The sequence below is a fragment of the Streptomyces sp. UC4497 genome, from assembly GCF_054871485.1.
This window is the reverse complement of record NZ_JBTYHB010000002.1, coordinates 385,441-411,818: the sequence shown is the minus strand read 5'-3', so window position 1 is coordinate 411,818 and position 26,378 is coordinate 385,441. Positions and strand designations below refer to the sequence as shown.

Sequence of the window (26,378 nt, the reverse complement as noted above, 5' to 3'; positions counted from 1 at the left end):
CCGGCGCCTTGCGATCGCACGCTTCCCCAAGCTCTCGGCTCCGCTCGAGCAGGGGAGGCCCCATTACGCCGCCGGGCCGCCCTGCGGGCGACGACGGGAGTTTGGCGACAGGGCCTTTCCCATACATCGCGTAACGCCCTTGTCACGCACAGATGTTGACGGGGCAACCTCCAGGGGTCAGTGTGGCGCGTGATCGTCGATGGCAGTTACAGCTACACCCACCTCACCCCCGGGAGGTACGCGTGTGTGACCTGCACGACCACCACGAGCACGAGATGCCCGAGTCCACGCCCGGATCGCAGATCAGCAGACGCCGCATCATGCAGATGCTCGGCGCCGCCGGAGTCACCACCGCGGCGATGACCGCCCAGGCGGACGCCGCGGACGCGGCCCCGCTCGAATACAAGGCACCCGAAGGTCTCGCGGAGGACAGCCCCGCCAAGACCGCAGCCCTCGCCTGGATCGGCGCCAACAGCTCCCGCATCACGGGCCTGAACGAGGAGATCTGGGAGCACGCCGAGCTGTCGCTGCGCGAGTGGAACTCCTCGCTCGCCGAGGCCGGCTTCCTCGAACGGGCCGGATTCGACGTGAAGTTCGGGACGGCCGGCTTCCCGACCGCGTTCACCGCGACCTACTCCTACGGCAGCGGCGGCCCGGTGCTCGGGTTCAGCGGCGAGTACGACGCGCTGCCCGGCCTCTCGCAGAACAAGGGCGTCGGACACCACGACCCGCGCGAGTACATCCACGACCCCTTCACCCCGAGCTACGGCCCGGGACACGGCTGCGGGCACAGCGCGCTCGGCACGGCGGCCGCCGCCGCGGCGGCAGCGGTCGCGCAGGCCGCCAAGCAGCACAAGCTCCCGGTCACCGTGAAATTCTTCGGCTCCACCGCCGAGGAGACCCTGATCGGCAAGACGTACGCGGTCAGCAAGGGCGTGTACGAGGGCCTCGACGCCTTCCTCGACTGGCACCCCTCCACCGCCAACGCCACCGGCTGGGGCACCAGCAACGCCATGACCGCCGTGACCTTCACGTTCCTCGGCGTCGCGGGACACGGCGGCACCCCGCTCGGGAACAAGTCCGCGCTCGACGCCGCCGTGATGATGGCGACCATGTCGGAGTTCCTGCGCGAGGAGAACATGGCGCCGAGCGCCCGGCTGCACTGGGTGATCAACAACGGCGGGGACATACCGAACGTAACTCCTGAAATCGCCGAGATCAGTTATTACGTGCGCGAAGGCAGCACCGCCCGCGTCCAGGTGCTGCTCGACAAGGTGATCGCGATCTCCGAGGCCGCCGCCAAGGCCTCGCAGACGAAGGTGCAACACCGCATCACCTCCGCCTGCTGGAACCAGCTGCCCTCCAAGTCCTTCGCGGAGCTGCTGCACGACAACATGCGGCAGATCGGTCCGCCGAAATTCAGCGCGGAGGCACACCAGTTGGCGAAGGACCTGCAGAAGTCGCTCGGGCTTCCCGAGGCCGGGATGCACGACAAGGTCGGCGAACTCAAGCCGCCCGACCCGGTGTTCCTCGGCGGCGGCTCGACCGACGTCGCCGACATCAGCTGGAACGTGCCGACCGTGTCGATGGGTTCGGCGCTCGCCCCCATCGGCACGAAGATGCACACCTGGTCCACCGCCGCCTGCGCCGCCGCGGCCCCCGGGCAGGCGGCCGTGCTCGCCGCCGCGAAGTATCTGGCGGCCACGGCGGTCGACCTGATCACCCAGCCGGAGCGGCTCAAGGCGATCAAGGACGAGTTCAAGGACCGCACGAAGGGCGTCGAGTGGAAGACGGCGATCCCGGACGGCTATGAGCCGCCCATGTACGAGCCGCCGGCGTGGTTCCTGAAGAAGACCGGGCAGAAGTGGCCGCCGAACAACATCACGTGGCCGCCGAAGCGGGTCGTGTCCCAGGAGAAGTTCTCCTCGCTGGGACCGGCGCTGGAGCCGCAGAAGTAGCCCTGAAAGTAAGGCTGTTCACCGTCCGCCGCGCGTGTAGCGGCGGACGGCGAGCGGCACGCACACCGCGAGCAGCACCGCGCACCACGCCAGCGATCCCGCCACCGGATGCGCCACGGGCCAGGCCGCGCCGTGCGGCACCGGCGCGTTGCCGAACATCTCGCGCACGGCCGTGGCCACCGCGCTGATCGGGTTCCACTCGGCGAGGGTGCGCACCCAGCCCGGCATCCCGTCGGTCGGGATGTACGCGTTCGACAGCAGCGGCAGCATGAACGTGGCGCCGCCCAACTGCCCCGCGGCCTCCTCGCTCTGCGAGGCGAGCCCGAGCAGGATCCCGACCCACGTCGCGGCGAACCGGAAGAGCAGGAGCAGCCCGAACGCGCCGAACGCCGCGGGCAGCCCGCCCTCGATCCGCCAGCCCATCGCGAGCCCCACGAGCACGAGCGGCACCAGGCCGACCGCCGTCGTCAGCAGATCGGCGACGGCCTGCCCGAGCGGCACCGCGGCCCGGCTCATCGGCAGCGTACGGAAGCGGTCCATCACGCCCCGGTGCGAGTCCTGGGCGGCGCCGAACATCCCGGTCATGATCCCGTTCGCCGCGGTCGCCACGAGCATGCCCGGCACCAGGAACGCCCGGTAGTCCGAGCCCGGCATGGCGAGCGCGGAGCCGAAGACGTAGCCGAAGAACAGCAGGAACACGATCGGCATCGTCTGCGTCATGATCAGGATCGCCGGCGAGTGCCGGACGCGCTGGAGGTGGCGGCCGAGCATGGCCGTGCCGTCGTAGAGGATGGCGGTACTCATGCGGCGACCTCCTGGGCCTGGTGACCGGTGACGGTGAGGCGCAGGAACACCTCGTCGAGGGTGGGCGGGCGCAGCGTCGCGTCGAGCAACGGGACGCCGGACGCGTCGAGTTCGCGTACGACTCGGGGGAGGGTGACGGTCGGGTCGAGGACGACGGCGCCCACGGTGCGGCGCTCCGCGTCCAACCGGGGCCTGGCGCCGGTGAGTTGGTCGAGGACGACGGCGGCCGCGTGCAGCGCCTGCTCGCCCGCCTCCTCGGCCACGACGACCTCCGCGTAGTGGCCGATCTGCGCCTTGAGCTCGGCGGGCGTGCCCGAGTGGGCGGCGCGGCCCCCGTCGATCAGCACGATGTCGTCGGCGAGCTGGTCGGCCTCCTCCAGGTACTGCGTGGTCAGGACGACCGTCGTGCCCTCGCGCGACAGCTCGCGCACGGCCTCCCAGATGCCGTTCCTGCTGTGCGGGTCGAGGCCGGTGGTCGGCTCGTCGAGGAAGAGCACGGCGGGGCGGGTGATCAGGCTCGCGGCCAGGTCGAGGCGGCGGCGCATGCCTCCGGAGTACGTGCGGGCGGTGCGGTCGGCGGCGTCGGTCAGCTCGAAGCGCTCGATCAGCTCGTCGGCGCGGGCCCGGGCGCCCGGCGCGCGCAGCAGGCGGGCGAACAGGCGGAGGTTCTCGCGGCCCGTGAGGTCACCGTCGACCGACGCGTACTGGCCGGTGACGCCGATGCGGCGGCGCACGGCGTGCGGGTCCGCGGTGATGTCGTGCCCGGCGACACGCGCGGTGCCCGCGTCGGGGCGGAGCAGTGTCGTGAGTAGTCGGACCGCGGTCGTCTTGCCCGCCCCGTTCGGCCCGAGCAGACCGCACACCGTGCCCTCGCGGACCGCCAGATCCAGGCCGCGCACGGCGTGCACGGCCTTCGGTCCCTTGCCGAAGCGCTTCTCCAGACCTTCACTAAGTACAGCGTACGTAGAAGTCATGCCGCCACCGTAGCGCACTACGTACGGTGTACGTAACTAGGATGGAGCGCGAGGTGATGATCAATGGCGGGCCGAGCGGCCGAACCCGAAGTGATCTGGGCGCGCCCCGAGCGCGCCGGGCGGGGGCCGAGGCCCGCGCACAGCAGGGCCGACATCGCGGCGACGGCGGTCCGCGTCGCCGACGCCGAGGGCATCGACGCGGTGTCCATGCGGAAGATCGCCGGTGAGCTGGGCATGGGCACGATGTCGCTGTACAACTACGTGCCGCGCAAGGAGGACCTGTACGAGCTGATGGTCGACGCCGTCAGTGCCGAGTACACGTTCTCGGAGCCGAGCGGCGACTGGCGGGCGGACATCCTCGGCCTCGCCCGGCAGTCGCGGGCGCTGATGCACCGGCATCCGTGGCTGCCCGGGCTGATGTCACCGGTCTACGGCTTCAGTCCGAACGCGCTCGCGTACCTGGAGTACTGCCTGACCTGCCTCGACCCGCTCGATCTGCCGTACGGCACGAAGATGGAGCTGGTCGCGGCGGTGACGAGCGTGGTCACGACGTACGTCGCGAACGAGATCGCCACGGCCGAGCGGACGCGTTCCCTGCCGTGGAGCGCGGAGCAGGAACAGGCGGTGCGGATCGCGTACTTGGGCGGGCAGGTGGCCTCGGGCCGATACCCGCGCCTCGCGGCGTCGTTCGCCGAGGACGCGGGCCCGATCGACCTGGAGGCGGTGTTCGAGCGGGCGCTGCGGAGGACGTTGGAGGGGTTCGCGGCGGGGTGACCAAGCCCTGGCTGGCGGTTCACGGGGCCCTGGTTCGGCCACCGGGGTTCGGCCGGGCGTGATCGGCTCGTGAGGTCAGAGGATCGCGAACTGGCCGCCCGGGCCCTCTTCTTGGTGGTCCAGGACGGTGGCCGGGTGGCGGGCGGGGTCCGGGACGGGCAGCACGCGGGCCCGTTCCAGGTCCTTCGTCGTGAGCGGGTCCGCGAGGGCGGCCTCGCGCAACTCGTCCTGCTGCGGGCCAAGTTCCGCGAGCAGTGTGAGGACCGTGATGAGTTCCAGGAGTTGTGACGTCCATGGTTGCGGCCAGGTCGACGGGCGCAGGGCCGCGAGTGTGCCGGGTTCGGCGGGCGCGGTGCGGCGTGCGAACCACTGCTCCAGGACCCCGACCCCGCTGACGTGGAAGTCCCAGGCCGCCGCCGGCACCGGGGAGATGCGCCCGTCGCCGACGACCAGGGCCTCCTCCTCGCGGTCGTAGAGGACCTCCGTGGGCCGGTCCGGCAGCGGGGCGCGCACGTACGGGCGGCGGCCGCCGGGCAGCTTGGGCCGGTCGCCGTCCGTGCCGCGCCGCTCCAACCACAGGACACGGCGCCCGAGTTCGACCCCGCGTGCCCACACGTCGGCGTCGTCCGGCAGTGGCACGCGGATGTCGGGGGAGCCGTCGCGGGCGCCCGCCACCAGGATCCACGCGAACAGATCGGCCGCCGTCACCTCCTGGTCGTACGCGCCGGAGAGGTGGGTGAGCAAGCCCGGCGCCACGTTCGGTTCCACGCCGCCGGGGCGGCGGTACAGCGGGCGGATGCGGCCGGGCCGGCCAGCGGGGGAGCGGCCCTCCGGGAGCACGGCGGACGCGAGCAGCGCGGGGCCGCCGGCGCCGGGCACGTACCCCTGCTCGACCAGGAACAGCTGCCGCTCGTCCGCGACCCGCCACAGCTCCGGTCGCGCCGCGTCGAGCAGGCGCTGGTCGGGGATGAGCCACTGCTCGTCGAACGGGCCGTGCAGCAGCGGTACGGGGTCCGGGCAGGGCCCCTCCGCGTGCGCCAGCGGTTCCGTGCCGGTGCGTTGGCCGGGGAGCTGGGCGGCGGCGGTGTGCAGGGTGCGGGTGCGTGAGGGTTCGAGGAGTGCCTCGCGTTCGGCCGGTTCGGCGCGCACGAACGCGTCCCAACGGGTCTTCAGGGACGCGGCGTCCGGAGCGACGGGCCAGCCGCGGCCGAGGCGCAGGGGCGCGACGGACCAGGGCATGAGGTCCGATAGGCGCGTCGCGTCGGTGAGCCGGTGGTTCGTCACGCCCGGCATGGTACGTCTCCCTCAATAAAGCCCCTGCGGCGATTGAGCAGCGGGGTCCGGGGCAGAGCCCCGCGTCCGCAACACCGTTGCCGCCGAGAATTCAGTCCGCATCCAACGTCACCGTGAACGAGAACCGGTCCCCCCGGTAATGGATCACCGCCACATCCAACACCCTGCCCTCCTCGTCGTACGTGACACCCGTGTAATGCAGGATCGGACTGAGCAGCGGCACTTCGAGGAGCCGCGCCGTCTCGGGATCCGCGAGCCGCGCCTGCACCGAGTCCGTGATCCGGCTGATCCGCACGCCGACCACGTCCCGCAGCACCTTCGTCATCGGCCACCGCTCCAGGTCCGCGAGGTCGACGCGGGCGCCGAGGTCCGGACGGAGGTAGTTGCGGGCGTGGTTCGTCGGCTCGCCGGTCTTCTCGTCGAAGCGCAGCCGGTGGTACGTGGGGACGGTCCCGGCCCCCGGGAAGTACTCGGCGAACGCCACGGGGACCGGCACCGTGGCGTGGTCGAGCAGCCGCGTCGTCATGCCGGACTGCTGCGCCACGATCGCGTCGACCGAGCCCAACAGGCGCACCGGCGCGCCCTGTTGGGCATCCGGCTCGATGAACGTGCCGCGGCGCCGGTGCCGCGTGATGAGCCCCTCGTCCTCCAGTTCCTTGAGCGCCTGACGCATGGTGAGCACGGAGACCCCGTAGTGCCCCGCGAGTTGTTCCTCGGTGGGCAGGCGCAGCGGGTCCTGGGGCGATCTTCCGAGTATCGAGGCGCGCAGGGACTGCGACACCTGATACCAGAGCGGCAATTTGCGGTTCAGGACGATCGAGTCCGGGGCGAATGACGTCACGGGTTATCCGTACCGGTCGTCGGGGGAGTGGTGCAATGCGGCGGCCATGCGGTCTATCCCCGGAAGTGGCGCTCCAGGCCACGCCACACGTCGTCGTAACCACGCTGCAGATGCCCGGCCGTCGAGGCCTGCGGGGCGAGGGTGACGGGCCAGCGTGTCTCGAACATGAAGGCCAGGCCGTCGTCGACCTTCTGCGGCTTGAGCTCGGCGGCGCTCGCCTTGTCGAACGTGTCCCGATCGGGCCCGTGCGCCGACATCATGTTGTGCAGCGACCCCCCGCCCGGCACGAAGCCCTCGGCCTTCGCGTCGTACGCGCCCTCGATGAGCCCCATGTACTCGCTCATCACGTTCCGGTGGAAGTACGGCGGCCGGAACGTGTCCTCGCCCACCAGCCAGCGCGGCGCGAACACGACGAAGTCGACGCCCGCGAGACCCGGGGTGTCGGACGGCGACGTGAGCACCGTGAAGATCGACGGGTCCGGGTGGTCGTACGAGATCGTCCCGATGACGTTGAAGCGGCGCAGGTCGTACACGTACGGGACGTGGTTGCCGTGCCAGGCGACGACGTCGAGCGGGGAGTGGTCGTACGTCGCCGACCAGAGGTTGCCGCAGAACTTGTTGATCACCTCGACCGGTCGCTCGTCGTCCTCGTACGCCGCGACCGGCGCCCTGAAGTCCCGCGCGTTCGCCAGGCCGTTGGCGCCGATCGGGCCGAGGTCGGGCAGCTGGAACGGGGCGCCGTAGTTCTCGCACACGTACCCCCGCGCGGTCGGGCTCTGCCCGCCATCGGACACAGTGTCGAGCAGCTCGACCCGGAAGCGGACACCGCGCGGGATCAGCGCGACCTCGCCCGGCTCGGCGGCGAGCACCCCGAACTCCGTGCGCAGCAGCAGCCCGCCGCGCTCGGGAACGATCAGCAGTTCACCGTCCGCGTCGCTGAACACCCGGTCCGTCATGGGGGAGTTGGCGTGGTACAGGTGCACGGCCATGCCGGTGCGCTGCGTCGCGTCGCCGTTGCCCCCCAGCGTCCACAGGCCGGCCAGCCAGTCCGTGCCGGGGGCGGGCTCCGGCAGCGGGTTCCAGCGGCGGCGGTTGGGGTCGGGAACGGTCTCGGTGAACGGGGCCGTGCGCACCCCGCCGTTGTCGACACGGCTGAACTCCGGGTGCGCCGCCGACGGGCGGATCCGGTACAGCCACGAGCGGCGGTTGTGTGCCCGCGGCTCGGTGAACGCGGTGCCGCTGAGCTGCTCCGCGTACAGGCCGAGCGGCGCGCGCTGCGGCGAGTTGCGCCCCTCGGGCAGGGCCCCGGGCACGGCCTCGGACCCGTGCTCGTTCCCGAAGCCGGAGAGGTAGGTCAGCCCCTCGGCGGTCTTGCGTACGTCCCCGCTCATCATCGCTCCCTGGTCAATGATTCCTATGCATCACCGTAGGATTCGCGGGTGGGCGGCGCAAGACCATCACCGTCCGTCGTATGGCTGATGCTCGGCGGTACCAGCGGCCGAGGGGAGGCCCGCGGGCGTCCTCCCCGCGAGGGATCCGCCGAACGTCAACGGTCCTCTACCGTCCCGGACATGCCCAGCTTTCCTGCCCTGCGAGCGGCCGCCGCGACGCTGCTGACCTGCGCCCTGCTCGCGGGCGCCGTGGGCTGCGGAGCCGACGGCGGCGGGCAGCGGCAGGCCGGGGAGGTCCTCTCGCGCACCGACGCCGAGGGCCATCACTACCGCCGGGCCCCCACGGAGGACGCCCCCGAGATCGGCCTGATCGTGAAGCCGCGGACGGGCCCCGCGGGCGGCTGGGAGGTCCGCATCTGGGTCCGGCGCTTCCGCCTCAGCCCCCACGGCACCCCGGCCCGGGCCGTCGGGCGCCGCGGCTACGCCCGGCTCTACCTCGACGGCCGCTGCCTCGCCCGGCTGCGCGCCGTCGACTACCGCCTGCCCGGCACCCGCCTGCACCGCGGCACCCACCACCTCACCGCCCGCCTCTACGCCGACGACCACACGGTGTGGGCGGTCGCGGACAAGCCCGTCGAGGCCACCGCGGACCTCACCGCATCGCCGTAGGGCCTGTCTTCAAACTCCCGTCTGCCTGGCGACGCCTGGCACGCACGCTCGCGGCGTTGCCGAAAAGCCCGAGTAGCTCCGCTACTAGGACTCTCCGGCGCCTTGCGATCGCACGCTTCCCCAAGCTCTCGGCTTCGCTCGAGCAGGGGAGGCCCCATTACGCCGCCGGGCCGCCCTCCGGGCGACGACGGGAGTTTGAAGACAGGCCCTAGTCTGGCCCGCATGGCCCACCCAACGCCCTTGCGCCGCAAGCCCGTTCAGCGGCGCAGCGCCGAGCGCCTGACCCGGATACTCGACGCCTGCGCCGAACTTCTCGACGAGACGGGCTACGACGAGCTGAGCACCCGCGCCGTCGCGCACCGCGCCGAGGTGCCCATCGGCTCGGTCTACCGCTTCTTCGGCAACAAACGGGCCCTGGTCGAGGCGCTGGCCGAGCGTAATCTCGACCGGTACGTGCGGCGGGTCACCGCGCGCCTCAGGGACGTCCCCGCCGGCGACTGGCGGGCCGCGATGGACGCGGTGCTCGACGAGTACCTCGCGATGAAGCGCACGGCGCCGGGCTTCTCCCTGGTCGACTTCGGCACCCAGCTCCCCGTGGGCGCCCCGGACGCCGACCCCAACCACCACGTCGCCGACACCCTCACCGACCTCCTCGCCCCACGCCTCGGCCGCGCCCCCGACGCGGCCCTGCGCCGCGCGTTCCTCGTCGCCGTCGAATCCGCCGACGCCCTGGTCCGGCTCGCCTTCCGGATCGACCCGGAGCGCGGGGACGCGGCGATCATCGCGGAGGTGCGGGAGCTGCTGCGGGCGTACCTGGCGCGCGTGCTCGACTGACGCCTTTCGCGCGCAGCACGCGAGTGAACCGCTCGTGACCTGGAGTTTTGCGCTTATTGCTCGCGTGTCAACATCTTGTTAACGCTTGTTCGGCCCACCTAGCGTCGCGCTGGCTGCCTCCCCCACGGCGGCTGTTCGAAGGCGAACGTAGACGTGAGAGGGCCCCTCCCCATGCTGACCATCCTCGGTTTCGGCATGATCGCCACCTTCCTGGTGCTGATCATGATGAAAAAGGTGTCGCCCATCGCGGCGCTCGTGCTCATACCGGCGCTGTTCTGCGTACTGGTGGGCAAGGGCGCCAACCTGGGCGACTACGTGATCGCCGGCATCGGTGACCTGGCGCCGACCGCCGCCATGCTGATGTTCGCGATCGTCTACTTCGGCGTGATGATCGACGTCGGCCTCTTCGACCCGATCGTGCGCGGCATCCTGAAGTTCGCGAAGGCCGACCCCGTCCGCATCGTCGTGGGCACGGCCGTGCTCGCCGCGATCGTCTCGCTCGACGGCGACGGCTCCACCACCTTCATGATCACCGTCTCGGCGATGTACCCGCTGTACAAGCGCCTGAAGATGAGCCTCGTCGTGATGACGGGTGTCGCCGCGACCGCCAACGGCGTGATGAACACGCTGCCCTGGGGCGGCCCGACGGCCCGCGCCGCCACCGCGCTCAAGGTGGACGCCAGCGACATCTTCGTGCCGATGATCCCGGCGCTCGGCGTGGGACTGCTCTTCGTGTTCGCCCTCTCGTACGTGCTCGGTCGCCGCGAGCGCAAGCGGCTCGGGTATCTCTCCCTGGACGAGGGCGTGACGGTCACCGAGACCGTCGAGGAGAAGGTGCTCGTCGGCGCCGGCAGCGGCACCAAGGGGACCGGCGCGGGTACCGGCGGTGGTTCCGCCTCCACCCCCTCGTACGAGAACGACGAAGGCGAGACGTTCTCCGGGCTCGACCCGAACCGGGCCACCCTGCGCCCCAAGCTCTACTGGTTCAACGCGCTGCTCACGGTGGTGCTCCTGGCCTCCATGATCATGGAGATCCTGCCGATCCCGGTGCTGTTCATGCTCGGCGCCGCGCTCGCGCTCTCGGTCAACTACCCGCACATGGCCGACCAGAAGGCCCGGATCGGCGCGCACGCAGAGAACGTCCTCAACGTCGCGGGCATGGTCTTCGCCGCCGCCGTCTTCACGGGCGTGCTGCAGGGCACCGGCATGGTCGACCACATGGCGAAGTGGGTCGTGGGCGGCATCCCGGACTGGATGGGCCCGCACATGGCACTCGTCACCGGCGTGCTGTCCATCCCGTTCACGTACTTCATGTCCAACGACGGCTTCTACTTCGGCATCCTGCCGGTGCTCGCCGAGGCCGGGAACGCGCACGGCGTCTCGACCCTCGAGATCGCCCGCGCCTCGCTCGCCGGACAGCCGCTGCACATGTCGAGCCCGCTGGTCCCGGCGGTCTACGTGCTCGTGGGCATGGCTAAGGTCGAGTTCGGCGACCACACCAAGTTCACCGTGAAATGGGCGGCGTTGACCGCGCTGGTCGTCCTCGGCGCCGGTCTGCTGTTCGGAATCGTGTGACCCGATGAATCCCGTGACCTCATGAGCCGTGCCTGGCTGCTCCGCCTCGTCATCGCCTTCAGCTTCGCGCAAGGGGCGGTGTCGATGGCGCGGCCCGCGGTCTCCTACCGGGCCCTCGCGCTCGGCGCCGACGAGCGTGCCGTCGGCGTCATCGCGGGGGTCTACGCGCTGCTCCCGCTGTTCGCCGCCGTGCCGCTCGGCCGGCGCACGGACCACGGCCGGTGCGCGCCGCTGCTCCCCGTGGGAGTCGTCCTCATCGCGGGTGGCTGCGCGATGAGCGGACTCGCGAACAGCCTCGTGGCGATGGCCGCCTGGAGCGGTGTGATGGGGCTCGGGCATCTGTGCTTCGTCATCGGCGCCCAGTCGATCGTGGCCCGGCAGTCCGCGCCCGAGGACCAGGACCGGAACTTCGGCCACTTCACCATCGGCGCCTCTCTCGGCCAGCTCGTCGGGCCGATCGCCGCCGGAGCCCTGATCGACGGCCACGACATGGTGGGCACGAGCGCGCTCGCGCTCCTCGTGTCGGCGGGCGTCTGCGCGCTGGCCGTGACGTCCCTGTGGCGCATCGAGTCCCGTCGTACGCAGCCGGGTTCGCGTACGAAGGAGGCCTCCAGGGTCCCTGTGCACCGCATCCTGCGCACCCGCGGTGTGCCCGGCGGCATCTTCATCAGCCTCGCCGTCCTGTCGGCCACCGACATCCTCACGGCGTATCTGCCGGTGGTGGGCGAGCACCGGGGGATCGCGCCGTCCGTGGTCGGCGTGCTGCTCAGCCTGCGCGCGGGGGCGACGGTCGCCTGCCGCCTGGTCATGACCCCGCTCATCAACTGGCTCGGCAGGACGGCCCTGATCGCCACCACGTGTCTGCTCGCGGCGGTGCTGTGCGCGGGTATCGCGCTGCCCGTGCCGGTGTGGGGGCTCGGCGTGATGCTGATCGTGCTCGGCTTCTGCCTCGGGGTGGGCCAGCCGCTCTCCATGACCACGGTCGTCCAGGCCGCCCCCGCGGAGGCCCGCTCCACCGCCCTGGCGCTCCGGCTGACCGGCAACCGCCTGGGCCAGGTCGCGGCGCCCGCGTCGGCGGGCCTGATCGCGGGCGTGGCGGGGACGGCGGCGCCGTTCGTGATGCTGGGCGGGCTGCTGTTCGTGGCGGCGGGTCTTGGGGTCAGGGGCGGCTCCGGAGGCCGTCCCGCGCAGGGGAGGGCATGGGCGCCCCGGCTCCGTCGACGCGAGAAGGATCACCAGCGGAACTGACCCCGCACCCGGCACCCACTGGACCCCAGAAACTAGCGACGCTAGTTTGGCTCGGCACGTACGTGACACCCCGCACTCGCTCAGGGAGTTGTGCTCATCATGGTCCGCGCCGCTGTACTGCCCGCCGTCGGCTCCCCGCTGGAGATCGCCGACATCGACCTGCCCGAACCGGGGCCCGGCCAGGTCCGGGTGAGGCTGGCCGCCGCCGGTGTCTGCCACTCCGACCTGTCCCTGACCAACGGCACGATGCGGCTCCCGGTCCCCGCGGTCCTCGGCCACGAGGGCGCGGGCACCGTCGTCTCCGTCGGCGACGGCGTCACGCACGTGGCCCCCGGTGACGGCATCGTCCTCAACTGGGCGCCCTCCTGCGGCAGCTGCCACGCCTGCGCGCTCGGCGAGGTGTGGCTGTGCGCCAACGCCCTCGCGGGCTCCGCCAACATCCACGCGAAGCGCGCGTCCGACGGCAGTGACCTCCACCCCGGCCTGAACGTCGCCGCGTTCGCCGAGGAGACGGTCGTCGCCGCGAACTGCGTCCTGCCGGTGCCGGACGGCGTCCCGCTCATCGACGCGGCCCTGCTCGGCTGCGCCGTGCTCACCGGCTACGGCGCCGTGCACCACTCCGCCCGCGTACGGGAGGGGGAGACCGTCGCCGTGTACGGCGTCGGCGGCGTCGGCCTCGCCACGCTCCAGGCCGCGCGCATCGCGGGCGCCTCGAAGATCATCGCGGTTGACGTCTCCCCGGAGAAGGAGGCGCTGGCGCGCGCGGCGGGCGCCACGGACTACGTGGTGGCCTCCGAGACGACCGCGCGCGAGATCCGCGGGCTCACGGACAAGCAGGGCGTCGACGTGGCGGTGGAGTGCGTCGGCCGCGCCGTCACGATCCGTACCGCCTGGGAGTCCACCCGGCGCGGCGGCCGCACCACCGTCGTCGGCATCGGCGGCAAGGACCAGCAGGTCACCTTCAACGCCCTGGAGATCTTCCACTGGGGCCGCACGCTGTCCGGCTGCGTCTACGGCAACTGCGACCCGGCGCAGGACCTCCCGGTGCTCGCCGAGCACATCCGCGAGGGCCGCCTCGACCTGAGCACGCTCGTGACCGAGCGGATCGCGCTGGACGGGATCCCGGCGGCCTTCGACAACATGGTGGCGGGCAAGGGCGGCCGGGCGTTGGTCGTGTTTTAGCGGTACTCCAGCCGATGAGTTCCCGGCTGGCGGCCGGTCTGTAGGAGGAGAAGCCTGATACAGGCCGGCACCGCGCCGGATCGGGAACCAGGAGGCCCACCATGCCCGCCACCGCTCAGAAGATCCGCCCCTGTCTGTGGTTCGACGGCAAGGCCGAGGAGGCCGTCGACTTCTACATGTCGCTCTTCCCCGGCTCCGACTCCGAGATCCTGGAGGTCCAGCGCTGGGGCAAGGAGGGGCCCGGTGTGCCCGGCTCCGTCCTCACCATGGAGTTCCGGCTCGCGGGCAACGAGTACCAGGCGCTGAACGGCGGCCCCGAGTTCAAGTTCAACGAAGCGGTCTCCCTCTCCGTCGACTGCGCCGACCAGGCGGAGGTCGACCGGCTGTGGGAGCGGATCACGGCGGACGGTGGCGAGGGCGGGCCGTGCGGCTGGTGCAAGGACAAGTTCGGGCTGTCCTGGCAGATCGTTCCGCGCCGGCTCGTGGAACTCCTCGCCGACCCGGACACGGAGCGGGCCTCCCGGGTCATGGCCGCGATGATGAAGATGGGCAAACTGGACGTCGCGGCGCTCGAGTCGGCTTAAATGACCGGGGCTCCGCCAATTAAGCCCCGCTTGTGGACGAGAGCCAGCGGGGTCCGGGGCGGAGCCCCGAGGCCTCGGCCACGGCGCCGCCTGCTCAATCGCCGGGACTCGAACTGGTCAACCGAGGAAACGACCTCGCCGCGACCAAGAACACCAACGTCGTCAGTGCGAACGGCCACGTGAACATGTGGCCGCCCACCGGCGCCGCCAGCGCCCCGAACGCCGGCGCGCACACCGTCGCGGCGACCGCCCCCGCCACGGCATACGGCACCGTACGCCGCGTGGCATCGAGGAACACCCCGCACAGCGCGAGCGCGACCAGCACGGCGTTGTACGCGGACGTACCGTCGGCCAGCTGCGCGGCGGGTTCCCCGAGGGCCCACGCGGTCGCCATGCCCGCAACGTTCCCGAGGCAGGCCACGCCCGCGACCCGCGGCCCGGCCACCAGCAGCCCCGCGAGCACCAGGGCCCCCGCGTACCACTGCGGCATCAGGAAGATCTGGCCGAATCCGGCGAAGAACCCCCGCACGGCGTCGTCGAGTTGAAGCCCGGTCCTGGCCCCGGACACCGCCTGCGGGAACGCGGCGATGCCGCCCCCGCCGGTCCACACCCGCGCGAACCCGGGCGCGGCCAGCGTGATGACGCTCGCCACGAGGCAGAACGGCAGCGTCAGGGCGGGCAGCCCCCACGCCCCGAGGGCCCGCCCCGCGGCGGCGGTGGCCACGGTCGCGGCGGCGCAGCCGAGCAGGGCCACGAGCACCGAGGACAGCTGGTCGGGGTTGAGGAAGACGGCACAACTCACGCCCACGAGGCAGGCGTTGAAGCCCTCCATGCCGAGCGTGAGCCGCTCCTTCTCCACGCCGAGCAGCGCCGCGACCAGCGTGCCGACGGCCGCGCCCCCGACCCCGTAGAGCCCGTACTCCCACCCGGCGGAGAACAGGGCCGCGGCGAACAGCGCACCGGTGAGCGCGCGCGGCAGGAACGTCACCTGCCCGATCCCGCGCAGCACGCGCAGCGCGAACTGTCTACAACCGGTCGCCCAACTCTGCCCGATTTCCTGGTGAATCGCGGCATCCGCCGTCTGCGCCATGCGCCGCTCCCGTGTTACGAAGATGTTTCCCGGCCCGGCGAATGTACGTTACAGCTACTTCTGGGGAAGGCCCTGGCCGGGGGCGGAAACGCGCCACGGGGTTCGCTCAGCGCAGCGCGGTCACTCCCAGCTCGGCCCGCAGCGCCCGCTCCCCGGCCCCGGTCACCCGCACCGCCCGCTCGGAGCCGACCCGCTCGACCCACCCGGCCGCGAAGGCGTGGGCGCACAGCGCGGCGCCCGCCCGTCCCGCGAGGTGGAGCCGGCGCTCCGTCCAGTCGAGGCAGCCGCGCGTCAACGGCCGCCGCGAGCCGGGCTCCAGCGGCGCCCCGAGCGCCCGGAACCAGCCGTGCCCGGCGGCGGTGAGCGCGAACGCCGCGGCGTCGGCGTGGGCCCGCAGCAGCCCCCGCTCGACCATCGCGTCGGTGACCGTGATCCCGAGCCGGCCCGCCAGGTGGTCGTAACAGGTCCGCCCGCGGGCCATCGCGGTCCGCGCCGACGCGGCCCGCAGCGTGGGAGGCCGCTCGCCGCCGTCCGGTACGGCGTACCCGGCGAGGCCCTCCAGGAGCTGCGCGACCTGCGCGTCGGCGAGCCGCAGATACCGGTGGCGGCCCTGCCGCTCCTCGGCGAGCAGCCCGCCCGCGACGAGCTTGCCGAGGTGCTCGCTCGCGGTCGACGCCGCGACGCCCGCGTGCCGCGCCAGCTCGCCCGCCGTCCACGCCCGCCCGTCGAGCAGCGCGAGCAGACAGGCGGCCCGCGTCTCGTCGGCGATCAGCGAGGCGAGGGCGGCGAGGCGCGGAGCGCCGGGTTCCTTCGAGGCGGCCATGGCTCAAGGATGACCCCGGCACGCTTCGGTGGCCGCCGAAACATCAGTGGCCGGCGGCCGCCGAAATATCAGTGCGTCCCCGCCGCCACCTGCTCGTACTGCACCGCGAGCCCGTCGAGCAGCGCCGTGAGCCCCGTCTCGAAGGCCCGGTCGTCGACGATCTCCTGCCGCTCGGCGAGCAGGTGCGCCTGGCCGAGGTGCGGATAGTCGGCGGGGTCGTACGCCGCCTCGTCGTCGGGGAAGCCGCCCGCGAACGAGCCGAGCGCGGATCCCGTCACGAAGTACCGCATGAGCGCGCCGATGGACGTGGCCTGCGGCGGCGGCCACCCGGCGTCGACCATCGAGCCGAACACCGCGTCGGCCAGCCGCAGTCCGGCCGGGCGGCGGCCGGGCCCCTGCGCGAGCACCGGGACGATGTTCGGGTGCGCGCGCAGCGCCGCCCGGTAGGAGACGGCCCAGTCGTGCAGCGCGGTGCGCCAGTCCCGGTCGTCGTCGGTGTCGAACATCGACAGGTCGACCTGCGCGCTCACCGAGTCGGCGACCGCCTCCAGGATCTGGTCCTTCGTACGGAAGTGGTTGTACAGCGAGGGCCCGCTCACCCCCAGCTCGGCGGCGAGCCGACGCGTCGAGACGGCCGCGAGCCCCTCGGTGTCGACGAGGGCGCGGGCCGCGTCGACGATGCGATCTCTGCTCAGGAGGGGCTTGCGCGGTCGGGCCATGCGGCACATAGTAGGGCTGCAAGCCAAAAACTAGCAGTGCTAATTAACTGCTTTACGATTCGATTCACGCGGGAGTGGCCATGAACCTGGAGCTGAGCGAGGAGCAGACGGCGGTGCGCCGGCTCGCCAAGGACTTCGTGGACCGCGAGATCGCGCCGAACGTGGTGGCGTGGGACCGGTCCGAGGAGGTCGACCGGGGCATCGTCAAGAAGCTCGGCGAGGTCGGCTTCCTGGGCCTGACCATCGACGAGGAGTACGGCGGCTCGGGCGGCGACCACCTCGCGTACACGCTGGTCACGGAGGAGCTGGGGCGCGGGGACTCGTCGGTGCGCGGCATCGTCTCGGTCTCTCTCGGCCTGGTCACCAAGCCGATCCAGCAGTGGGCGAGCGAGGAGCAGAAGCGGCGCTGGATCCCGAGGCTGACGGCCGGCGAGGCGCTCGGCTGCTTCGGCCTCACGGAGCCGGGCCACGGTTCGAACCCGGCCGACCTCCAGACCCGGGCGGTACGAGACGGCGGTGCCGATGGAGACTGGGTGATCAACGGCACCAAGATCTTCATCACCAACGGCACGTGGGCCGATGTCGTCCTCCTCTTCGCCCGCACCAACGACACCCCGGGCCACAAGGGCATCTCCGCCTTCCTGGTCCCCACCGACACCCCGGGCCTGACCCGCAACACCATCCACGGCAAGCTCGGACTGCGCGGCCAGACCACGGCCGAGCTGGTCCTGGAGGACGTCCGGGTGCCGGCCTCCGCGATGATGGGCCCGGAGGGCAAGGGCTTCTCGATCGCGATGTCCGCGCTCGCCAAGGGCCGGATGTCGGTGGCCGCGGGCTGCGTGGGCATAGCCCAGGCCGCCCTCGACGCGGCGGTCGGATACGCGGGCGAGCGCGAGCAGTTCGGCAAGTCCATCGCCTCGTACCAGCTGGTGCAGGAGCTGATCTCCGACATCTCCGTCGACGTGGACGCGGCCCGCCTGCTGACCTGGCGCGTCGCCGACCTCATCGACCGCGGCGAGGACTTCGCGACGGCGGCGTCCAAGGCGAAGCTGTTCGCGTCCGAGGCGGCGGTCCGCGCGGCGAACAACGCCCTCCAGGTCTTCGGCGGCTACGGCTACATCGACGAGTACCCCGTCGGCAAGCTGCTGCGCGACGCCCGCGTCATGACCCTCTACGAGGGCACGAGCCAGATCCAGAAGCTGATCATCGGTCGCGCGCTGACGGGTGTCTCGGCGTTCTGAGTACGCGATTGAGTACGGGAGCGGATGGGGGCGGGCCCCCATCCGCTGCATGCTGTGCGGCATGAGTGACACACCGGTCAAGCAGCAGAACACCGTGGCCTTCTACGGACAGGCCGTCGCATCCTTCGTCGTCGCTCTCGCCGCGACGGCCATCGGCATCTACAGCCTCGACGTCAGCGGCTGGATCCGCGCGTTCCTGGCGATCGCCGTCCTCTACCTCACGACCTCGGCCTTCACGCTGGCCAAGGTGATCCGGGACCGCCAGGAGGCGGGCCAGATCGTGAGCCGCGTCGACCAGGCCCGCCTGGAGAAGATCCTGGCGGACCACGACCCGTTCAAGCCGGTGGCGTGACGGCTAAGCGCTCGCTCACCCCGGAGGGTAGGGTGTGGCACCAGCCCCACGGGAGGATGTGAGTGCAGCGATGACGCAGGACGAGCGCGGTGCGGACGAGGCCACGGACGAGATGCCGTGGGCCGATGTCACACCCGACGCGGCCCGGCGGCTGCTCGTCGCGGCGGTGCAGGCGTTCGCCGAGCGCGGCTACCACGCGACCACGACCCGCGACATCGCGAGCCGCGCCGGTATGAGCCCGGCCGCGCTCTACATCCACTACAAGACCAAGGAAGAGCTGCTCCTCAGGATCAGCCGGATCGGTCACGACAAGGCCCTGGCGATCCTGCGCCGGGCGGTCGAGAGCGAGGGCACGGCCGCCGAGCGGCTCGCCGAGGCCGTCCGGACCTTCGTCCGCTGGCACGCGGGGCACCACATGACCGCGCGCGTCGTCCAGTACGAGCTGGACTCGCTGGGCGAGGAGAACCGGCCCGAGATCGTCGCGCTGCGCCGGCAGAGCGACGCTGCGGTGCGGGAGATCATCAACGACGGTGTGAAGGCGGGCGAGTTCGACGTCCCCGACGTGCCGGGCACGACCGTCGCGATCCTCTCCCTCTGCATCGACGTCGCCCGTTGGTTCAACGCGGAAGGCCCCCGCACGCCGGACGAGGTCGGCGCTCTCTACGCCGACCTCGTGCTGCGCATGGTGAGCGTCCAGAGGTAGCTCAGAGGTAGTAGCGGGACACCGACTCCGCGACGCAGACCGGCTTGTCGCCGCCCTCGCGCTCCACACTGAACGCCACGGTGACCTGTACGCCGCCGGCCACGTCCGTCACGTCCGTGACCTTCGCGGTGGCGCGCAGCCGGGAGCCCACCGGGACGGGGGCGGGGAAACGGACCTTGTTCGTCCCGTAGTTGACGCCCATCTTCATGCCCTCGACCTTCATCAGCTGCGGGCCGAAGAGGGGCAGCAGCGACAGGGTGAGGTAGCCGTGCGCGATGGTCGTCTTGAACGGGCCCTCCTTCGCGCGCTCCGGGTCGACGTGGATCCACTGGTGGTCGCCCGTGGCCTCGGCGAACTGGTCGATGCGGCTCTGCTCGATCTCGACCCAGTCGCTGTACCCGAGCTGCTCGCCGACGGCGCCCTTCAGGTCGTCGACGTCCTTGAAAACGCGCGGCTCCGCCATGTCTCCGTGACCTCCCAGGTAGCTTGTCTAAGCGCTTGCTCAGACCACTCGGCACTCTAACAACGCCGCCGCGCCCGCACTAGGGTCGTCTACTCTCGGGTGGGTGCCACAGATTCCGGAGAAGATCCACGAGCTCACCGTCGGTCAGGTGTCGGCGCGCAGCGGCGCCGCCGTCTCCGCGCTCCACTTCTATGAGTCCAAGGGCCTGATCACCAGCCGCCGCACCTCCGGCAACCAGCGCCGTTACTGCCGTGACACCCTGCGCCGCGTCGCCTTCATCCGGGCCGCCCAGCGCGTCGGCATCCCGCTCGCCACGATCCGCGACGCTCTTGCCGAACTCCCCGAGGAGCGCACCCCGAACCGGGACGACTGGGCGCGCCTCTCGGAGGTCTGGCGGTCCGAACTGGACGAGCGGATCAAGCAGTTGGGGCGGCTGCGCGATCACCTGACGGACTGCATCGGGTGCGGGTGTCTCTCCCTGGAGACCTGTGTCCTGTCCAACCCGGACGACGTCTTCGGCGAGCGCCTCACGGGCTCCCGTCTGATGGGGGAGCGCCGGGAGCATCCGGCCCAGGCGTGAGCCTCGGGCCGAGGGCCCGGAAGATCGCGCTGAGCACGACCGCCGCGATCGCCCCGGCCGCGACCCCGCTGCCGAACAGGGTGCGGGCCCACGTCGGCAGCTCCGCGTACATCTCCGGAGACACGATCGGCAGCATGCCGATCACGAGGGCGAGCGCGATGACGATGCTGTCGGTGCCGTGCGAGAGGTCCGTACGGGAGAGCATCCCGAAGCCCATGACCGCGATCACCGCGTAGATGACGAGGCCCGCGGCGCCGACCACCGGCTCCGGGATCGCCGCGAGCACCCGGGTCAGCGGCGTGATCAGCCCGCACACGATCAGCAGCACACCGGCCGCCGCCGTCACGAACCGGCTGCGTACACGCGTGAGTTGGACGATGCCGATGTTCTCGGCGCTGGTCACCATTAGCGACGTACCGAAGAGCCCGGAGGCGAGCGAGACGAGCGCGTCGGCGCGGGCGATGCGCGGCACGTCGCGGCCCGCGTCGGGCGTGCGGCCCACGGCCTCACTGTTGAGGACCGTCTGCCCGGTGGCCTCGGCGAGCGAGGCGAGGGCGAAGACGAGCAGCGGGATGGCGGCGAGCAAGTCGAAGTGCGGGGCGCCGTACGGGAAGGGGTCGGGCAGCGCGAAGGTGCCGCCGTGCGCCACCTCCAGGTCGGTGCCCATGAGCGCGGCGATCACCGTGCCGCAGACCAGGCCGAGCAGCACCGCCATCTGCCGCCACACGCCCCGCAGGACAAGGAAGAACACCGCGATCACACCGAGCGTCGCGAAACCGAGGCCCGGCCCTGAGGCGACCATGGGCGCGGTCACCTTGATCATGTTGATGCCGATGAGGACGACCGTCGTGCCCATCACCAGCGGCGGGAACAGCCGGACCAGGCGCCCGTAGAAGGGGAGCACGCAGAGCAGGAACGCGGCCGCGACCAGGACGGAGCCCGAGGCCGTCGCCGGGCCGTACTCCTGCGCGATCTGCAGGAAGATCGCCACCGCGGCGCCGCCCGGCAGCATCAGGAACGGCAGCCGGGCACCCACCCGCAGCGCCGCCACCCCGAGCGACTGGAGCAGCGCGCCCACGCCGCACAGCACGAGGGTCGCGCTGAGCAGCGAGGCCGTCTGCGTCGTCGACAGCTTCAGCGTCGTCGCGATGAGGATGACGGAGGAGACGGGCGCGGCCACGCCCGCCAGCACGTGCTGGCAGGCGAGAGGGGCGAGCCGCTTGAGGGGCAGCCGCTCGTCGACCGGTGCGACTGGTGGTGCCTCGGTCGCGGTCACCGGTTCAGCCACGGCAGCTCGGCCGCGGAGTAACGGTAGGAGCGGAACACGGCGTTGGGCTCGGACGGGAAGAGCTTGCGGACCTCTTCCTCGGAGTAGCCGCCGAAGAACGGGACGATGTACTCCCAGCACAGATAGCCGTCGGCCGTGACCTCGAAGAGGCGGCCGGCGGGGGAGTCGGTGACCAGGGTGTTGCCGTTCGGGAGGCGCTGGGCGCTGCCCATGAACGGCGCGAAGAAGGACTCGCGCGCCGGGTCGTGGTACTCCCAGGCGATCTTGCCGCTGGAGCGCTCGATCTCGATGACGCGGCTGAACGGCACGTCCCAGTGCGGCCGGAAGACGCCGTTGTCGAAGACGAGGAAGTTGCCGTTCGTAAGCTCGGTGGGGCAGTGCTGCTGCGAGACGACGCCCGGCTCCGAGCGCCAGATGATGTCGCCGGTGGCGCGCTCGATGACGACGACGGCCGACACGGAGCGGAAGCTCGCGAGGATGTTCCCGTCGGCGAGCGGCAGCACGCTGTTGATGAGCGGGTAGTGCTCACGGGCGTAGTCCGGGTGCAGCGGGAAGTCCTCGCGGCCGAGGCGCTCGGAGACCTTCCACTCCCAGGTCGTGTTCCCCTCGGCGTCGACCTCGACGATCGTGTCCGCCCAGATCGTGTCGCCGTCGGGGCCGCTCGCCTCGGACCCCGGTACGCCACCGCGCACCGCGGCCGCCGCGTCACCGGTCAGCGCCTCGAGCGCCGTGTAGAGGATCCGGCCGTCGCCGTAGTGATGGGCGTCGTGGTGCTGCAGCGGGTCGCGGTGCTCGCGCAGCACCGTGCCGTCCGGGGCGATCTCCTGCATGAGGCCGCCGCGGTACTTGTGCCACATGGGAAAGAGGGCGGGCTCGTCGGGCAGTACGCCGTTGTAGGCGAGGTTCCCGTTCACGAGGATCCGCGCGTGCCGGCCGGGTCGGTTCGGGAGGTTCCACTGGTGGACGACCTCGCCGTGCAGGTCGATCAGGTACACCTCGCCGGTGCCGGTCAGCGGGGCGAAGAGCGTGTAGCCCGGGTACGCGGCGTCCTCGTCGAGGGCGAGGAGTCCGGTGCCGCGGCGGCGGCGCTGGTTCTGGTCGACACGAGCCATGGAGGCCCTCCATCCAGTGGTTAACTTTTTTAAGTATTGGTTAAGTAGTTAACCACGACGGTAGGCTGCCGGGGAACAGGGGCCGAAGCGAAAGGGCGTTACAAGTTCATGAACGTGGGACCGGGCATTCGACGCAGGCGCCGCGGCCTGGAGCTGACGCTCGCCGAGGTGGCCCGCCGCGCCGGGGTCTCCGTCCCGTTCCTCAGCCAGGTCGAGAACGGGCGCTCGCGCCCCAGCATGGGCTCGCTCCAGCGCATCGCCGACGCCCTCGACACCACAGCCGTCGAGCTCCTCGCATCCGCCGAGCCGCCCCGCCCGGTCGACGTGGTGCGCGCGGCGGAGAAGCCCGCGATGGCCGACGGCGCGCGCCCCCTCGTCCGGGGCGAACAGCGGCTGCACGCCCTGGAGTTCACCGGCGACCACGATTGGGAACGGGTCTTCCGGCACGCGGGGGACGAGGTCATGTACGTCGCCGACGGCTCGATCGAGACCGAGGTGGACGACACCCACTACGTCCTGGAGCGCGGCGACACGCTGTACTGCGCGGCCGGACTCGCCCACCGCTGGCGCCCGTTGGAGCCGGGGACGCGGGTCCTCATCGTCGGGGTCGCCGCACAGTAGGCCGCGCCGCAGTTCGCGCGGTAGTCCGCAACACCCCTTGTCGGTGGCCGTGGTTGGCGCGACCATGCGTCGCACAAGTCACGACGGGGAGGCCGAACGGCATGGCAGTGGCGATCACTTCACTCAAGTACGAGTCCGCCCGCACGGGACCGCAATCACTGGTCTACGACAACGACGGCTACCACCTGGTGCGTTTCCCCTACCAGGACGCCGAGGAGTCGTACGACCCGTGGACCATGCACGACCCGGCGGGCGGCGGCGGCTCGTCGAGGTACCCGGACGCCCGCTCGGGGCTGATATGGCCCAGCCACGACGGCTGGGGCACGCTGTCCGCGCTGGTCTTCTGGGACGCGGACACCCGCGCGAGCGAGTACCGCGCCCGCTTCGTGCGCGACCCGCTGCGTCTCTCCACCGGCTACGACTCGACCGCCACCACGGACATCTCGCCCACGGGCGGCGGCCAGTACCGCTCGTACACCTGGCAGATGTTCGTGCACCCCGGCACCCCGGTCGGCTTCAAGGTCTCCGCCCGCTCCGGGGACACCCCGCTGAAGGTGCCGATCACGCTGGCCGAGTTCAAGCTGGCGATCCAGACGGATGTGATCACGCCCTGACGCGGTCGGGGGGCGTTTTCCCACTCGTCCGCCACGCGCGCCCCACGCCTCGTAGAGTCGCCACCGTGATTGAGAACGAGGCTCCGGATTCGCACCTGCCCATGCTCGCGACACCGCAGGCCGAGCGGCTCCGGTCGCTCGTCGCCGAGAGTGTGCGGGCGCGATTCGGGGCGGAGGAGGGCCTGGTCCTCGTCGGCGACGCGGTCGAGCGCGACGGTCACCTCTTCCCGCTGGCGAACCTGGCGCTGCGGTGCGCGGAGGCGTCCGAGGCCGACTGGCCCGCGCTCGTCGCCGCCCACTTCGCGGCCCTTGCGGACGCCTCGCAAGGCGGCGAGGGCGCCGAGGAGTTGCTCGCGGGGACGTGTCTGCGGCTCGTGCCCGCGGACGCCGCCGGCCCGGCGGCGCCGGTGCACGCGCGCGAGGTCGCCGAAGGGCTGCGCCTCGCGCTCGCGCTCGACGGGCCCGACTCCGTACGCCTGTTGACCGAGGAGGACGTGGCGCGGGCCGGCGCCGACGCGCTGTGGGGCGCCGCTCAGCGCGCCCTGATCCGCGCGCCGATGCGGCACGAGGAGGTCCGGCTCGACGGGCACCCCGTCCTCTACTCCGTGTACGGCGACGCGCACTCCGTGGCGACCAAGGCCGTCGTGCTGCCCGAGGTCGTCGCGGAGGTCACCGGGCGCCGGATGCCGGACGCGGGCGCCCTCGTCGCCGTGCCCACCCGACATCTGCTCGCCTTCCACCCGATCGTCGACGGCAGCGCGGCCGACGCCCTCAACGACCTTGCCACGTACGCCGTCCGGGCTCACGACGAAGGCCCGGGACCGCTCTCGCCCCGCGTCTACTGGTGGCACGACGGGCGCCTCACCTCGCTCACCGACATCGACGACGCGGCCCGCACCATCGAGCAGCGGCCGCCGCGCGAACTCGTCGACGTGATGCAGGCGCTGCGCGCGCTCGACCGGGCGGGCCGGCTCGCCTCCGACGGGCCGCCCGTGCCCGAATCCGAGCCGGAGTCCTTCGCCGCCGCGCTCGCCCACGCCCTCGCGCACGCGGAGAGCGACCCCGACGCCGCCCGCGTCGAGACGTGGGACGCGTGGGTCGCGGCGCAGCAGCACGGATGCGCCCTGTTCGCGCACGGCAAGGACGGTGAACCCCCGGCGGAGGAAGCGGAGTTGGAGGCGGCGGCAGCAGGGGGAGACCCCGCCCGCGCCTGGCTCGACGCCTTCTACCTCACCCTCGTCACCCGCGACCGCGAGCGCACCACACGCCTGTGCCAGGTACCGCTCGACGCACTGCGCGGCAGCGCCCCGGTGGACGACTACGTGTCGCACTGGATCGACGTCCTGCAGAGCCACTGGCTGCGCCGCCCCGTCGACGACGTGGTGGACCGGCTCGTCACCACCATCAAGGCCTCGCACCCCGACACCGCGACGCTCGCGCCGAAGGACTTCCTCAACCTCGTCGACTACCAGCCCGTCGCCCTGTTCCACCGGCTGCTCACGCACGACCACGAGGCCTTCGGCGAGGCGCTCGCGGAATCCCTTGTGCAGCACGCCGGTTACTGGGGCGAGTCGGAGGCGCCGCGCGCCCGCGTGGCGCTCGGCCCGTTCGCACTCGCCTGCCTCGCGTACGACATGGACTTCCCGGTCCGCACCGATCTGCCGTACCTGCCGCGGTACTTGCTCAACCGGCAGCGCCTGGAAGGCGCGGCAAACTAGATCAGGGGGTGCGCCGAGTTCGGGGCCGCACCCCCGTCGCGCTGTACGTCACCTGGTTCCGGTGGGCCGGCCTACGCGGAGACAAGCAGCCGCGCCAGCCTGGCCTCCGCCAGTGCCATGGGTGTCAGGACGGGCCGCGGCACGACGATGCCGCAATGGGTGCACACGGGGCCCGACGAGGGTTCGTGCGCCAGATCGTGCTGCCAGACCAGGCCACTGCCCGTGCACACCGGGCAGCACGCGCCGGGGTCGCGCTCAAGTGCCGTGATGAGCCTGCGCAGCACTTCGGCCAGCGGCTCGGAGGGATGCACGGAGGGGTCGTCGCACCAGGCGACTCCGAAGCCTCCCCAGGTCAGCCGGTGCCAGTCGTCCACGCTGCCCGGGCTTCGAAGCCCGTCGTGCTTCTCCTTGCGCCTTCGCTCCGCGAAGGCGACTTCGTACGCGAGCCAGACGGCCCGCGCCTCCTCCAGCTCCTCCAGCGCCGCGACCAGGCGGGCCGGGTCGGGGGAGCGGTCCTCGGGGTCGAACCCCGCCCGGGAGCAGAGGTGGTCCCAGGTTGCTCGGTGCCCGTAAGGGGCAAATCTCTCAAGGCACTTGCGCAGTGAATAGCGCCGCAGTGCCAGATCGCTCAGCGGATCGCGCACCTGTCTCGCCAGACTTCGGAATCCGGCCATCGCCCTGCACCTCCGTCACACGTACGTCGGCGTCGCCGCAGCCATGAAGCGACGTCGCCGAGTAGACGTATCGACACGCGATTCGGATCCCTTTGAAGGCCACTGAGTCCCATCCGATTTCCGATGGGGCCCATCACCGTCACCTTCTGAGGTCGGGGAGTTCCTGTGTGGCCCCTGTTGCTTTCCGAAAACGTGACGCATGTTCATCTTCTGTCCGTGGCTAACCGTCGGTAACCTCCGGCGCCATGGGAAG

27 protein-coding genes are annotated in these 26,378 nt (G+C 71.5%); 15 read left to right on the top strand and 12 right to left on the bottom strand.

Features of this window, described 5'->3' with window-relative positions:
* The first annotated feature begins 242 nt into the window (after positions 1-242).
* A complete protein-coding gene (locus ACYSUO_RS04620) occupies positions 243-1,958 on the top strand; it encodes an amidohydrolase (protein WP_461774676.1) in 1,716 nt (571 codons plus the stop codon).
* Positions 1,959-1,976: 18 nt separating this feature from the next.
* Here ACYSUO_RS04620 and ACYSUO_RS04615 read toward each other — a convergent pair whose 3' ends face one another.
* Positions 1,977-2,762, bottom strand: coding sequence for an ABC transporter permease (locus ACYSUO_RS04615; protein WP_461774675.1), 786 nt, complete (start codon positions 2,760-2,762; stop codon positions 1,977-1,979).
* On the bottom strand, positions 2,759-3,736 hold the full coding sequence (locus tag ACYSUO_RS04610; RefSeq protein WP_461774674.1) for an ATP-binding cassette domain-containing protein: 978 nt from the start codon (positions 3,734-3,736) through the stop codon (positions 2,759-2,761). The genes ACYSUO_RS04615 and ACYSUO_RS04610 overlap by 4 nt, the downstream gene beginning before the upstream one ends.
* A 63-nt stretch (positions 3,737-3,799) precedes the next feature.
* Between ACYSUO_RS04610 and ACYSUO_RS04605 the strand changes: the two genes are divergently transcribed.
* Positions 3,800-4,510, top strand: coding sequence for a TetR/AcrR family transcriptional regulator (locus ACYSUO_RS04605; protein ID WP_461774673.1), 711 nt, complete (start codon positions 3,800-3,802; stop codon positions 4,508-4,510).
* 75 nt (positions 4,511-4,585) lie between these two features.
* On the opposite strand, the gene ACYSUO_RS04600 is transcribed toward ACYSUO_RS04605, so the two are convergent.
* From ACYSUO_RS04600 to hmgA, 3 genes are all read right to left on the bottom strand, one after another.
* On the bottom strand, positions 4,586-5,803 hold the full coding sequence (locus ACYSUO_RS04600; protein ID WP_461774672.1) for a type ISP restriction/modification enzyme: 1,218 nt from the start codon (positions 5,801-5,803) through the stop codon (positions 4,586-4,588).
* A 91-nt stretch (positions 5,804-5,894) separates the two neighbouring features.
* Entirely contained in the window at positions 5,895-6,644 is a 750-nt protein-coding gene (locus ACYSUO_RS04595) for a GntR family transcriptional regulator (RefSeq protein WP_461774671.1), read from the bottom strand.
* Positions 6,645-6,697: 53 nt separating this feature from the next.
* The gene (gene hmgA, locus ACYSUO_RS04590; RefSeq protein WP_461774670.1) at positions 6,698-8,035 is read right to left on the bottom strand and encodes a homogentisate 1,2-dioxygenase; all 1,338 of its coding nucleotides are present in this window, start codon (positions 8,033-8,035) and stop codon (positions 6,698-6,700) included.
* Between the two features lie 180 nt (positions 8,036-8,215).
* On the opposite strand from hmgA, the gene ACYSUO_RS04585 reads away from it, so the two are divergent.
* The 6 genes from ACYSUO_RS04585 to ACYSUO_RS04560 all read left to right on the top strand — a co-directional run bounded on the left by ACYSUO_RS04585 (position 8,216) and on the right by ACYSUO_RS04560 (position 14,127).
* Entirely contained in the window at positions 8,216-8,704 is a 489-nt protein-coding gene (locus tag ACYSUO_RS04585) for a hypothetical protein (protein WP_461774669.1), read from the top strand.
* Positions 8,705-8,926: 222 nt separating this feature from the next.
* Positions 8,927-9,538, top strand: coding sequence for a TetR family transcriptional regulator (locus ACYSUO_RS04580; protein WP_461774668.1), 612 nt, complete (start codon positions 8,927-8,929; stop codon positions 9,536-9,538).
* Between the two features lie 171 nt (positions 9,539-9,709).
* On the top strand, positions 9,710-11,113 hold the full coding sequence (locus ACYSUO_RS04575) for a CitMHS family transporter (protein WP_461774667.1): 1,404 nt from the start codon (positions 9,710-9,712) through the stop codon (positions 11,111-11,113).
* 21 nt (positions 11,114-11,134) lie between these two features.
* On the top strand, positions 11,135-12,361 hold the full coding sequence (locus tag ACYSUO_RS04570; RefSeq protein ID WP_461774666.1) for an MFS transporter: 1,227 nt from the start codon (positions 11,135-11,137) through the stop codon (positions 12,359-12,361).
* Positions 12,362-12,460: 99 nt separating this feature from the next.
* Positions 12,461-13,543 carry a Zn-dependent alcohol dehydrogenase gene (locus ACYSUO_RS04565; RefSeq protein ID WP_461774665.1) on the top strand — a complete coding sequence of 361 codons (1,083 nt, stop codon included), beginning with the start codon at positions 12,461-12,463 and terminating at the stop codon, positions 13,541-13,543.
* 101 nt (positions 13,544-13,644) lie between these two features.
* Entirely contained in the window at positions 13,645-14,127 is a 483-nt protein-coding gene (locus ACYSUO_RS04560; protein ID WP_461774664.1) for a VOC family protein, read from the top strand.
* Between the two features lie 94 nt (positions 14,128-14,221).
* Here ACYSUO_RS04560 and ACYSUO_RS04555 read toward each other — a convergent pair whose 3' ends face one another.
* The 3 genes from ACYSUO_RS04555 to ACYSUO_RS04545 form a co-directional block, all read right to left on the bottom strand.
* On the bottom strand, positions 14,222-15,217 hold the full coding sequence (locus tag ACYSUO_RS04555; protein WP_461774663.1) for an urea transporter: 996 nt from the start codon (positions 15,215-15,217) through the stop codon (positions 14,222-14,224).
* Positions 15,218-15,323: 106 nt separating this feature from the next.
* Positions 15,324-16,040 carry an ArsR/SmtB family transcription factor gene (locus ACYSUO_RS04550; protein ID WP_461774662.1) on the bottom strand — a complete coding sequence of 239 codons (717 nt, stop codon included), beginning with the start codon at positions 16,038-16,040 and terminating at the stop codon, positions 15,324-15,326.
* Between the two features lie 68 nt (positions 16,041-16,108).
* A complete protein-coding gene (locus tag ACYSUO_RS04545) occupies positions 16,109-16,759 on the bottom strand; it encodes a TetR/AcrR family transcriptional regulator (RefSeq protein WP_327664109.1) in 651 nt (216 codons plus the stop codon).
* An 80-nt stretch (positions 16,760-16,839) separates the two neighbouring features.
* Here ACYSUO_RS04545 and ACYSUO_RS04540 point away from each other — a divergent pair, with 80 nt between their 5' ends.
* From ACYSUO_RS04540 to ACYSUO_RS04530, 3 genes are all read left to right on the top strand, one after another.
* Positions 16,840-18,000 (top strand): acyl-CoA dehydrogenase family protein, encoded by a 1,161-nt coding sequence (locus ACYSUO_RS04540; RefSeq protein ID WP_461774661.1) that lies wholly within the window; start codon positions 16,840-16,842, stop codon positions 17,998-18,000.
* Positions 18,001-18,061: 61 nt separating this feature from the next.
* Positions 18,062-18,352: a YiaA/YiaB family inner membrane protein gene (locus tag ACYSUO_RS04535; protein ID WP_327664110.1), complete on the top strand. Its 291-nt coding sequence runs from the start codon at positions 18,062-18,064 to the stop codon at positions 18,350-18,352.
* A gap of 70 nt (positions 18,353-18,422) precedes the next feature.
* Complete coding sequence (locus ACYSUO_RS04530; RefSeq protein ID WP_461774660.1) at positions 18,423-19,055, top strand: TetR/AcrR family transcriptional regulator; 633 nt, start codon at positions 18,423-18,425, stop codon at positions 19,053-19,055.
* A gap of 1 nt (position 19,056) precedes the next feature.
* Here ACYSUO_RS04530 and ACYSUO_RS04525 read toward each other — a convergent pair whose 3' ends face one another.
* Positions 19,057-19,518, bottom strand: coding sequence for a MaoC family dehydratase (locus ACYSUO_RS04525; RefSeq protein WP_327669801.1), 462 nt, complete (start codon positions 19,516-19,518; stop codon positions 19,057-19,059).
* A 103-nt stretch (positions 19,519-19,621) separates the two neighbouring features.
* Here ACYSUO_RS04525 and soxR point away from each other — a divergent pair, with 103 nt between their 5' ends.
* Positions 19,622-20,098 carry a redox-sensitive transcriptional activator SoxR gene (gene soxR / locus ACYSUO_RS04520; RefSeq protein ID WP_461774659.1) on the top strand — a complete coding sequence of 159 codons (477 nt, stop codon included), beginning with the start codon at positions 19,622-19,624 and terminating at the stop codon, positions 20,096-20,098.
* On the opposite strand, the gene ACYSUO_RS04515 is transcribed toward soxR, so the two are convergent.
* Entirely contained in the window at positions 20,046-21,374 is a 1,329-nt protein-coding gene (locus tag ACYSUO_RS04515; RefSeq protein ID WP_461774658.1) for a uracil-xanthine permease family protein, read from the bottom strand. The two genes, soxR and ACYSUO_RS04515, sit on opposite strands and share 53 nt — an antisense overlap.
* Entirely contained in the window at positions 21,371-22,498 is a 1,128-nt protein-coding gene (locus ACYSUO_RS04510; RefSeq protein WP_461774657.1) for an aryl-sulfate sulfotransferase, read from the bottom strand. The genes ACYSUO_RS04515 and ACYSUO_RS04510 overlap by 4 nt, the downstream gene beginning before the upstream one ends.
* A gap of 108 nt (positions 22,499-22,606) precedes the next feature.
* Between ACYSUO_RS04510 and ACYSUO_RS04505 the strand changes: the two genes are divergently transcribed.
* The 3 genes from ACYSUO_RS04505 (at position 22,607) to ACYSUO_RS04495 (ending at position 25,451) form a co-directional block, all read left to right on the top strand.
* A complete protein-coding gene (locus ACYSUO_RS04505; protein WP_461774656.1) occupies positions 22,607-23,119 on the top strand; it encodes a helix-turn-helix domain-containing protein in 513 nt (170 codons plus the stop codon).
* 101 nt (positions 23,120-23,220) lie between these two features.
* Positions 23,221-23,733 carry a hypothetical protein gene (locus ACYSUO_RS04500; protein WP_461774655.1) on the top strand — a complete coding sequence of 171 codons (513 nt, stop codon included), beginning with the start codon at positions 23,221-23,223 and terminating at the stop codon, positions 23,731-23,733.
* Positions 23,734-23,798: 65 nt separating this feature from the next.
* Positions 23,799-25,451, top strand: a complete 1,653-nt coding sequence (locus ACYSUO_RS04495) for an immunity 49 family protein (protein WP_461774654.1) — start codon at positions 23,799-23,801, stop codon at positions 25,449-25,451.
* 71 nt (positions 25,452-25,522) lie between these two features.
* Here the strand turns inward: ACYSUO_RS04495 and ACYSUO_RS04490 are convergent, their stop codons facing one another.
* Complete coding sequence (locus tag ACYSUO_RS04490) at positions 25,523-26,125, bottom strand: hypothetical protein (protein ID WP_461774653.1); 603 nt, start codon at positions 26,123-26,125, stop codon at positions 25,523-25,525.
* Between the last annotated feature and the right edge of the window lie 253 nt (positions 26,126-26,378).

Coding starts and splice junctions, on each gene's coding strand:
- ACYSUO_RS04615 (WP_461774675.1), bottom strand. CDS start 2,762: ATGAGTACCGCCATCCTCTACGACGGCACGGCCATGCTCGGCCGCCAC.
- ACYSUO_RS04610 (WP_461774674.1), bottom strand. CDS start 3,736: ATGACTTCTACGTACGCTGTACTTAGTGAAGGTCTGGAGAAGCGCTTC.
- ACYSUO_RS04605 (WP_461774673.1), top strand. CDS start 3,800: ATGGCGGGCCGAGCGGCCGAACCCGAAGTGATCTGGGCGCGCCCCGAG.
- ACYSUO_RS04600 (WP_461774672.1), bottom strand. CDS start 5,803: ATGCCGGGCGTGACGAACCACCGGCTCACCGACGCGACGCGCCTATCG.
- hmgA (WP_461774670.1), bottom strand. CDS start 8,035: ATGAGCGGGGACGTACGCAAGACCGCCGAGGGGCTGACCTACCTCTCC.
- ACYSUO_RS04585 (WP_461774669.1), top strand. CDS start 8,216: ATGCCCAGCTTTCCTGCCCTGCGAGCGGCCGCCGCGACGCTGCTGACC.
- ACYSUO_RS04580 (WP_461774668.1), top strand. CDS start 8,927: ATGGCCCACCCAACGCCCTTGCGCCGCAAGCCCGTTCAGCGGCGCAGC.
- ACYSUO_RS04575 (WP_461774667.1), top strand. CDS start 9,710: ATGCTGACCATCCTCGGTTTCGGCATGATCGCCACCTTCCTGGTGCTG.
- ACYSUO_RS04570 (WP_461774666.1), top strand. CDS start 11,135: ATGAGCCGTGCCTGGCTGCTCCGCCTCGTCATCGCCTTCAGCTTCGCG.
- ACYSUO_RS04565 (WP_461774665.1), top strand. CDS start 12,461: ATGGTCCGCGCCGCTGTACTGCCCGCCGTCGGCTCCCCGCTGGAGATC.
- ACYSUO_RS04560 (WP_461774664.1), top strand. CDS start 13,645: ATGCCCGCCACCGCTCAGAAGATCCGCCCCTGTCTGTGGTTCGACGGC.
- ACYSUO_RS04555 (WP_461774663.1), bottom strand. CDS start 15,217: ATGGCGCAGACGGCGGATGCCGCGATTCACCAGGAAATCGGGCAGAGT.
- ACYSUO_RS04550 (WP_461774662.1), bottom strand. CDS start 16,040: ATGGCCGCCTCGAAGGAACCCGGCGCTCCGCGCCTCGCCGCCCTCGCC.
- ACYSUO_RS04545 (WP_327664109.1), bottom strand. CDS start 16,759: ATGGCCCGACCGCGCAAGCCCCTCCTGAGCAGAGATCGCATCGTCGAC.
- ACYSUO_RS04540 (WP_461774661.1), top strand. CDS start 16,840: ATGAACCTGGAGCTGAGCGAGGAGCAGACGGCGGTGCGCCGGCTCGCC.
- ACYSUO_RS04535 (WP_327664110.1), top strand. CDS start 18,062: ATGAGTGACACACCGGTCAAGCAGCAGAACACCGTGGCCTTCTACGGA.
- ACYSUO_RS04530 (WP_461774660.1), top strand. CDS start 18,423: ATGACGCAGGACGAGCGCGGTGCGGACGAGGCCACGGACGAGATGCCG.
- ACYSUO_RS04525 (WP_327669801.1), bottom strand. CDS start 19,518: ATGGCGGAGCCGCGCGTTTTCAAGGACGTCGACGACCTGAAGGGCGCC.
- ACYSUO_RS04510 (WP_461774657.1), bottom strand. CDS start 22,498: ATGGCTCGTGTCGACCAGAACCAGCGCCGCCGCCGCGGCACCGGACTC.
- ACYSUO_RS04505 (WP_461774656.1), top strand. CDS start 22,607: ATGAACGTGGGACCGGGCATTCGACGCAGGCGCCGCGGCCTGGAGCTG.
- ACYSUO_RS04500 (WP_461774655.1), top strand. CDS start 23,221: ATGGCAGTGGCGATCACTTCACTCAAGTACGAGTCCGCCCGCACGGGA.
- ACYSUO_RS04490 (WP_461774653.1), bottom strand. CDS start 26,125: ATGGCCGGATTCCGAAGTCTGGCGAGACAGGTGCGCGATCCGCTGAGC.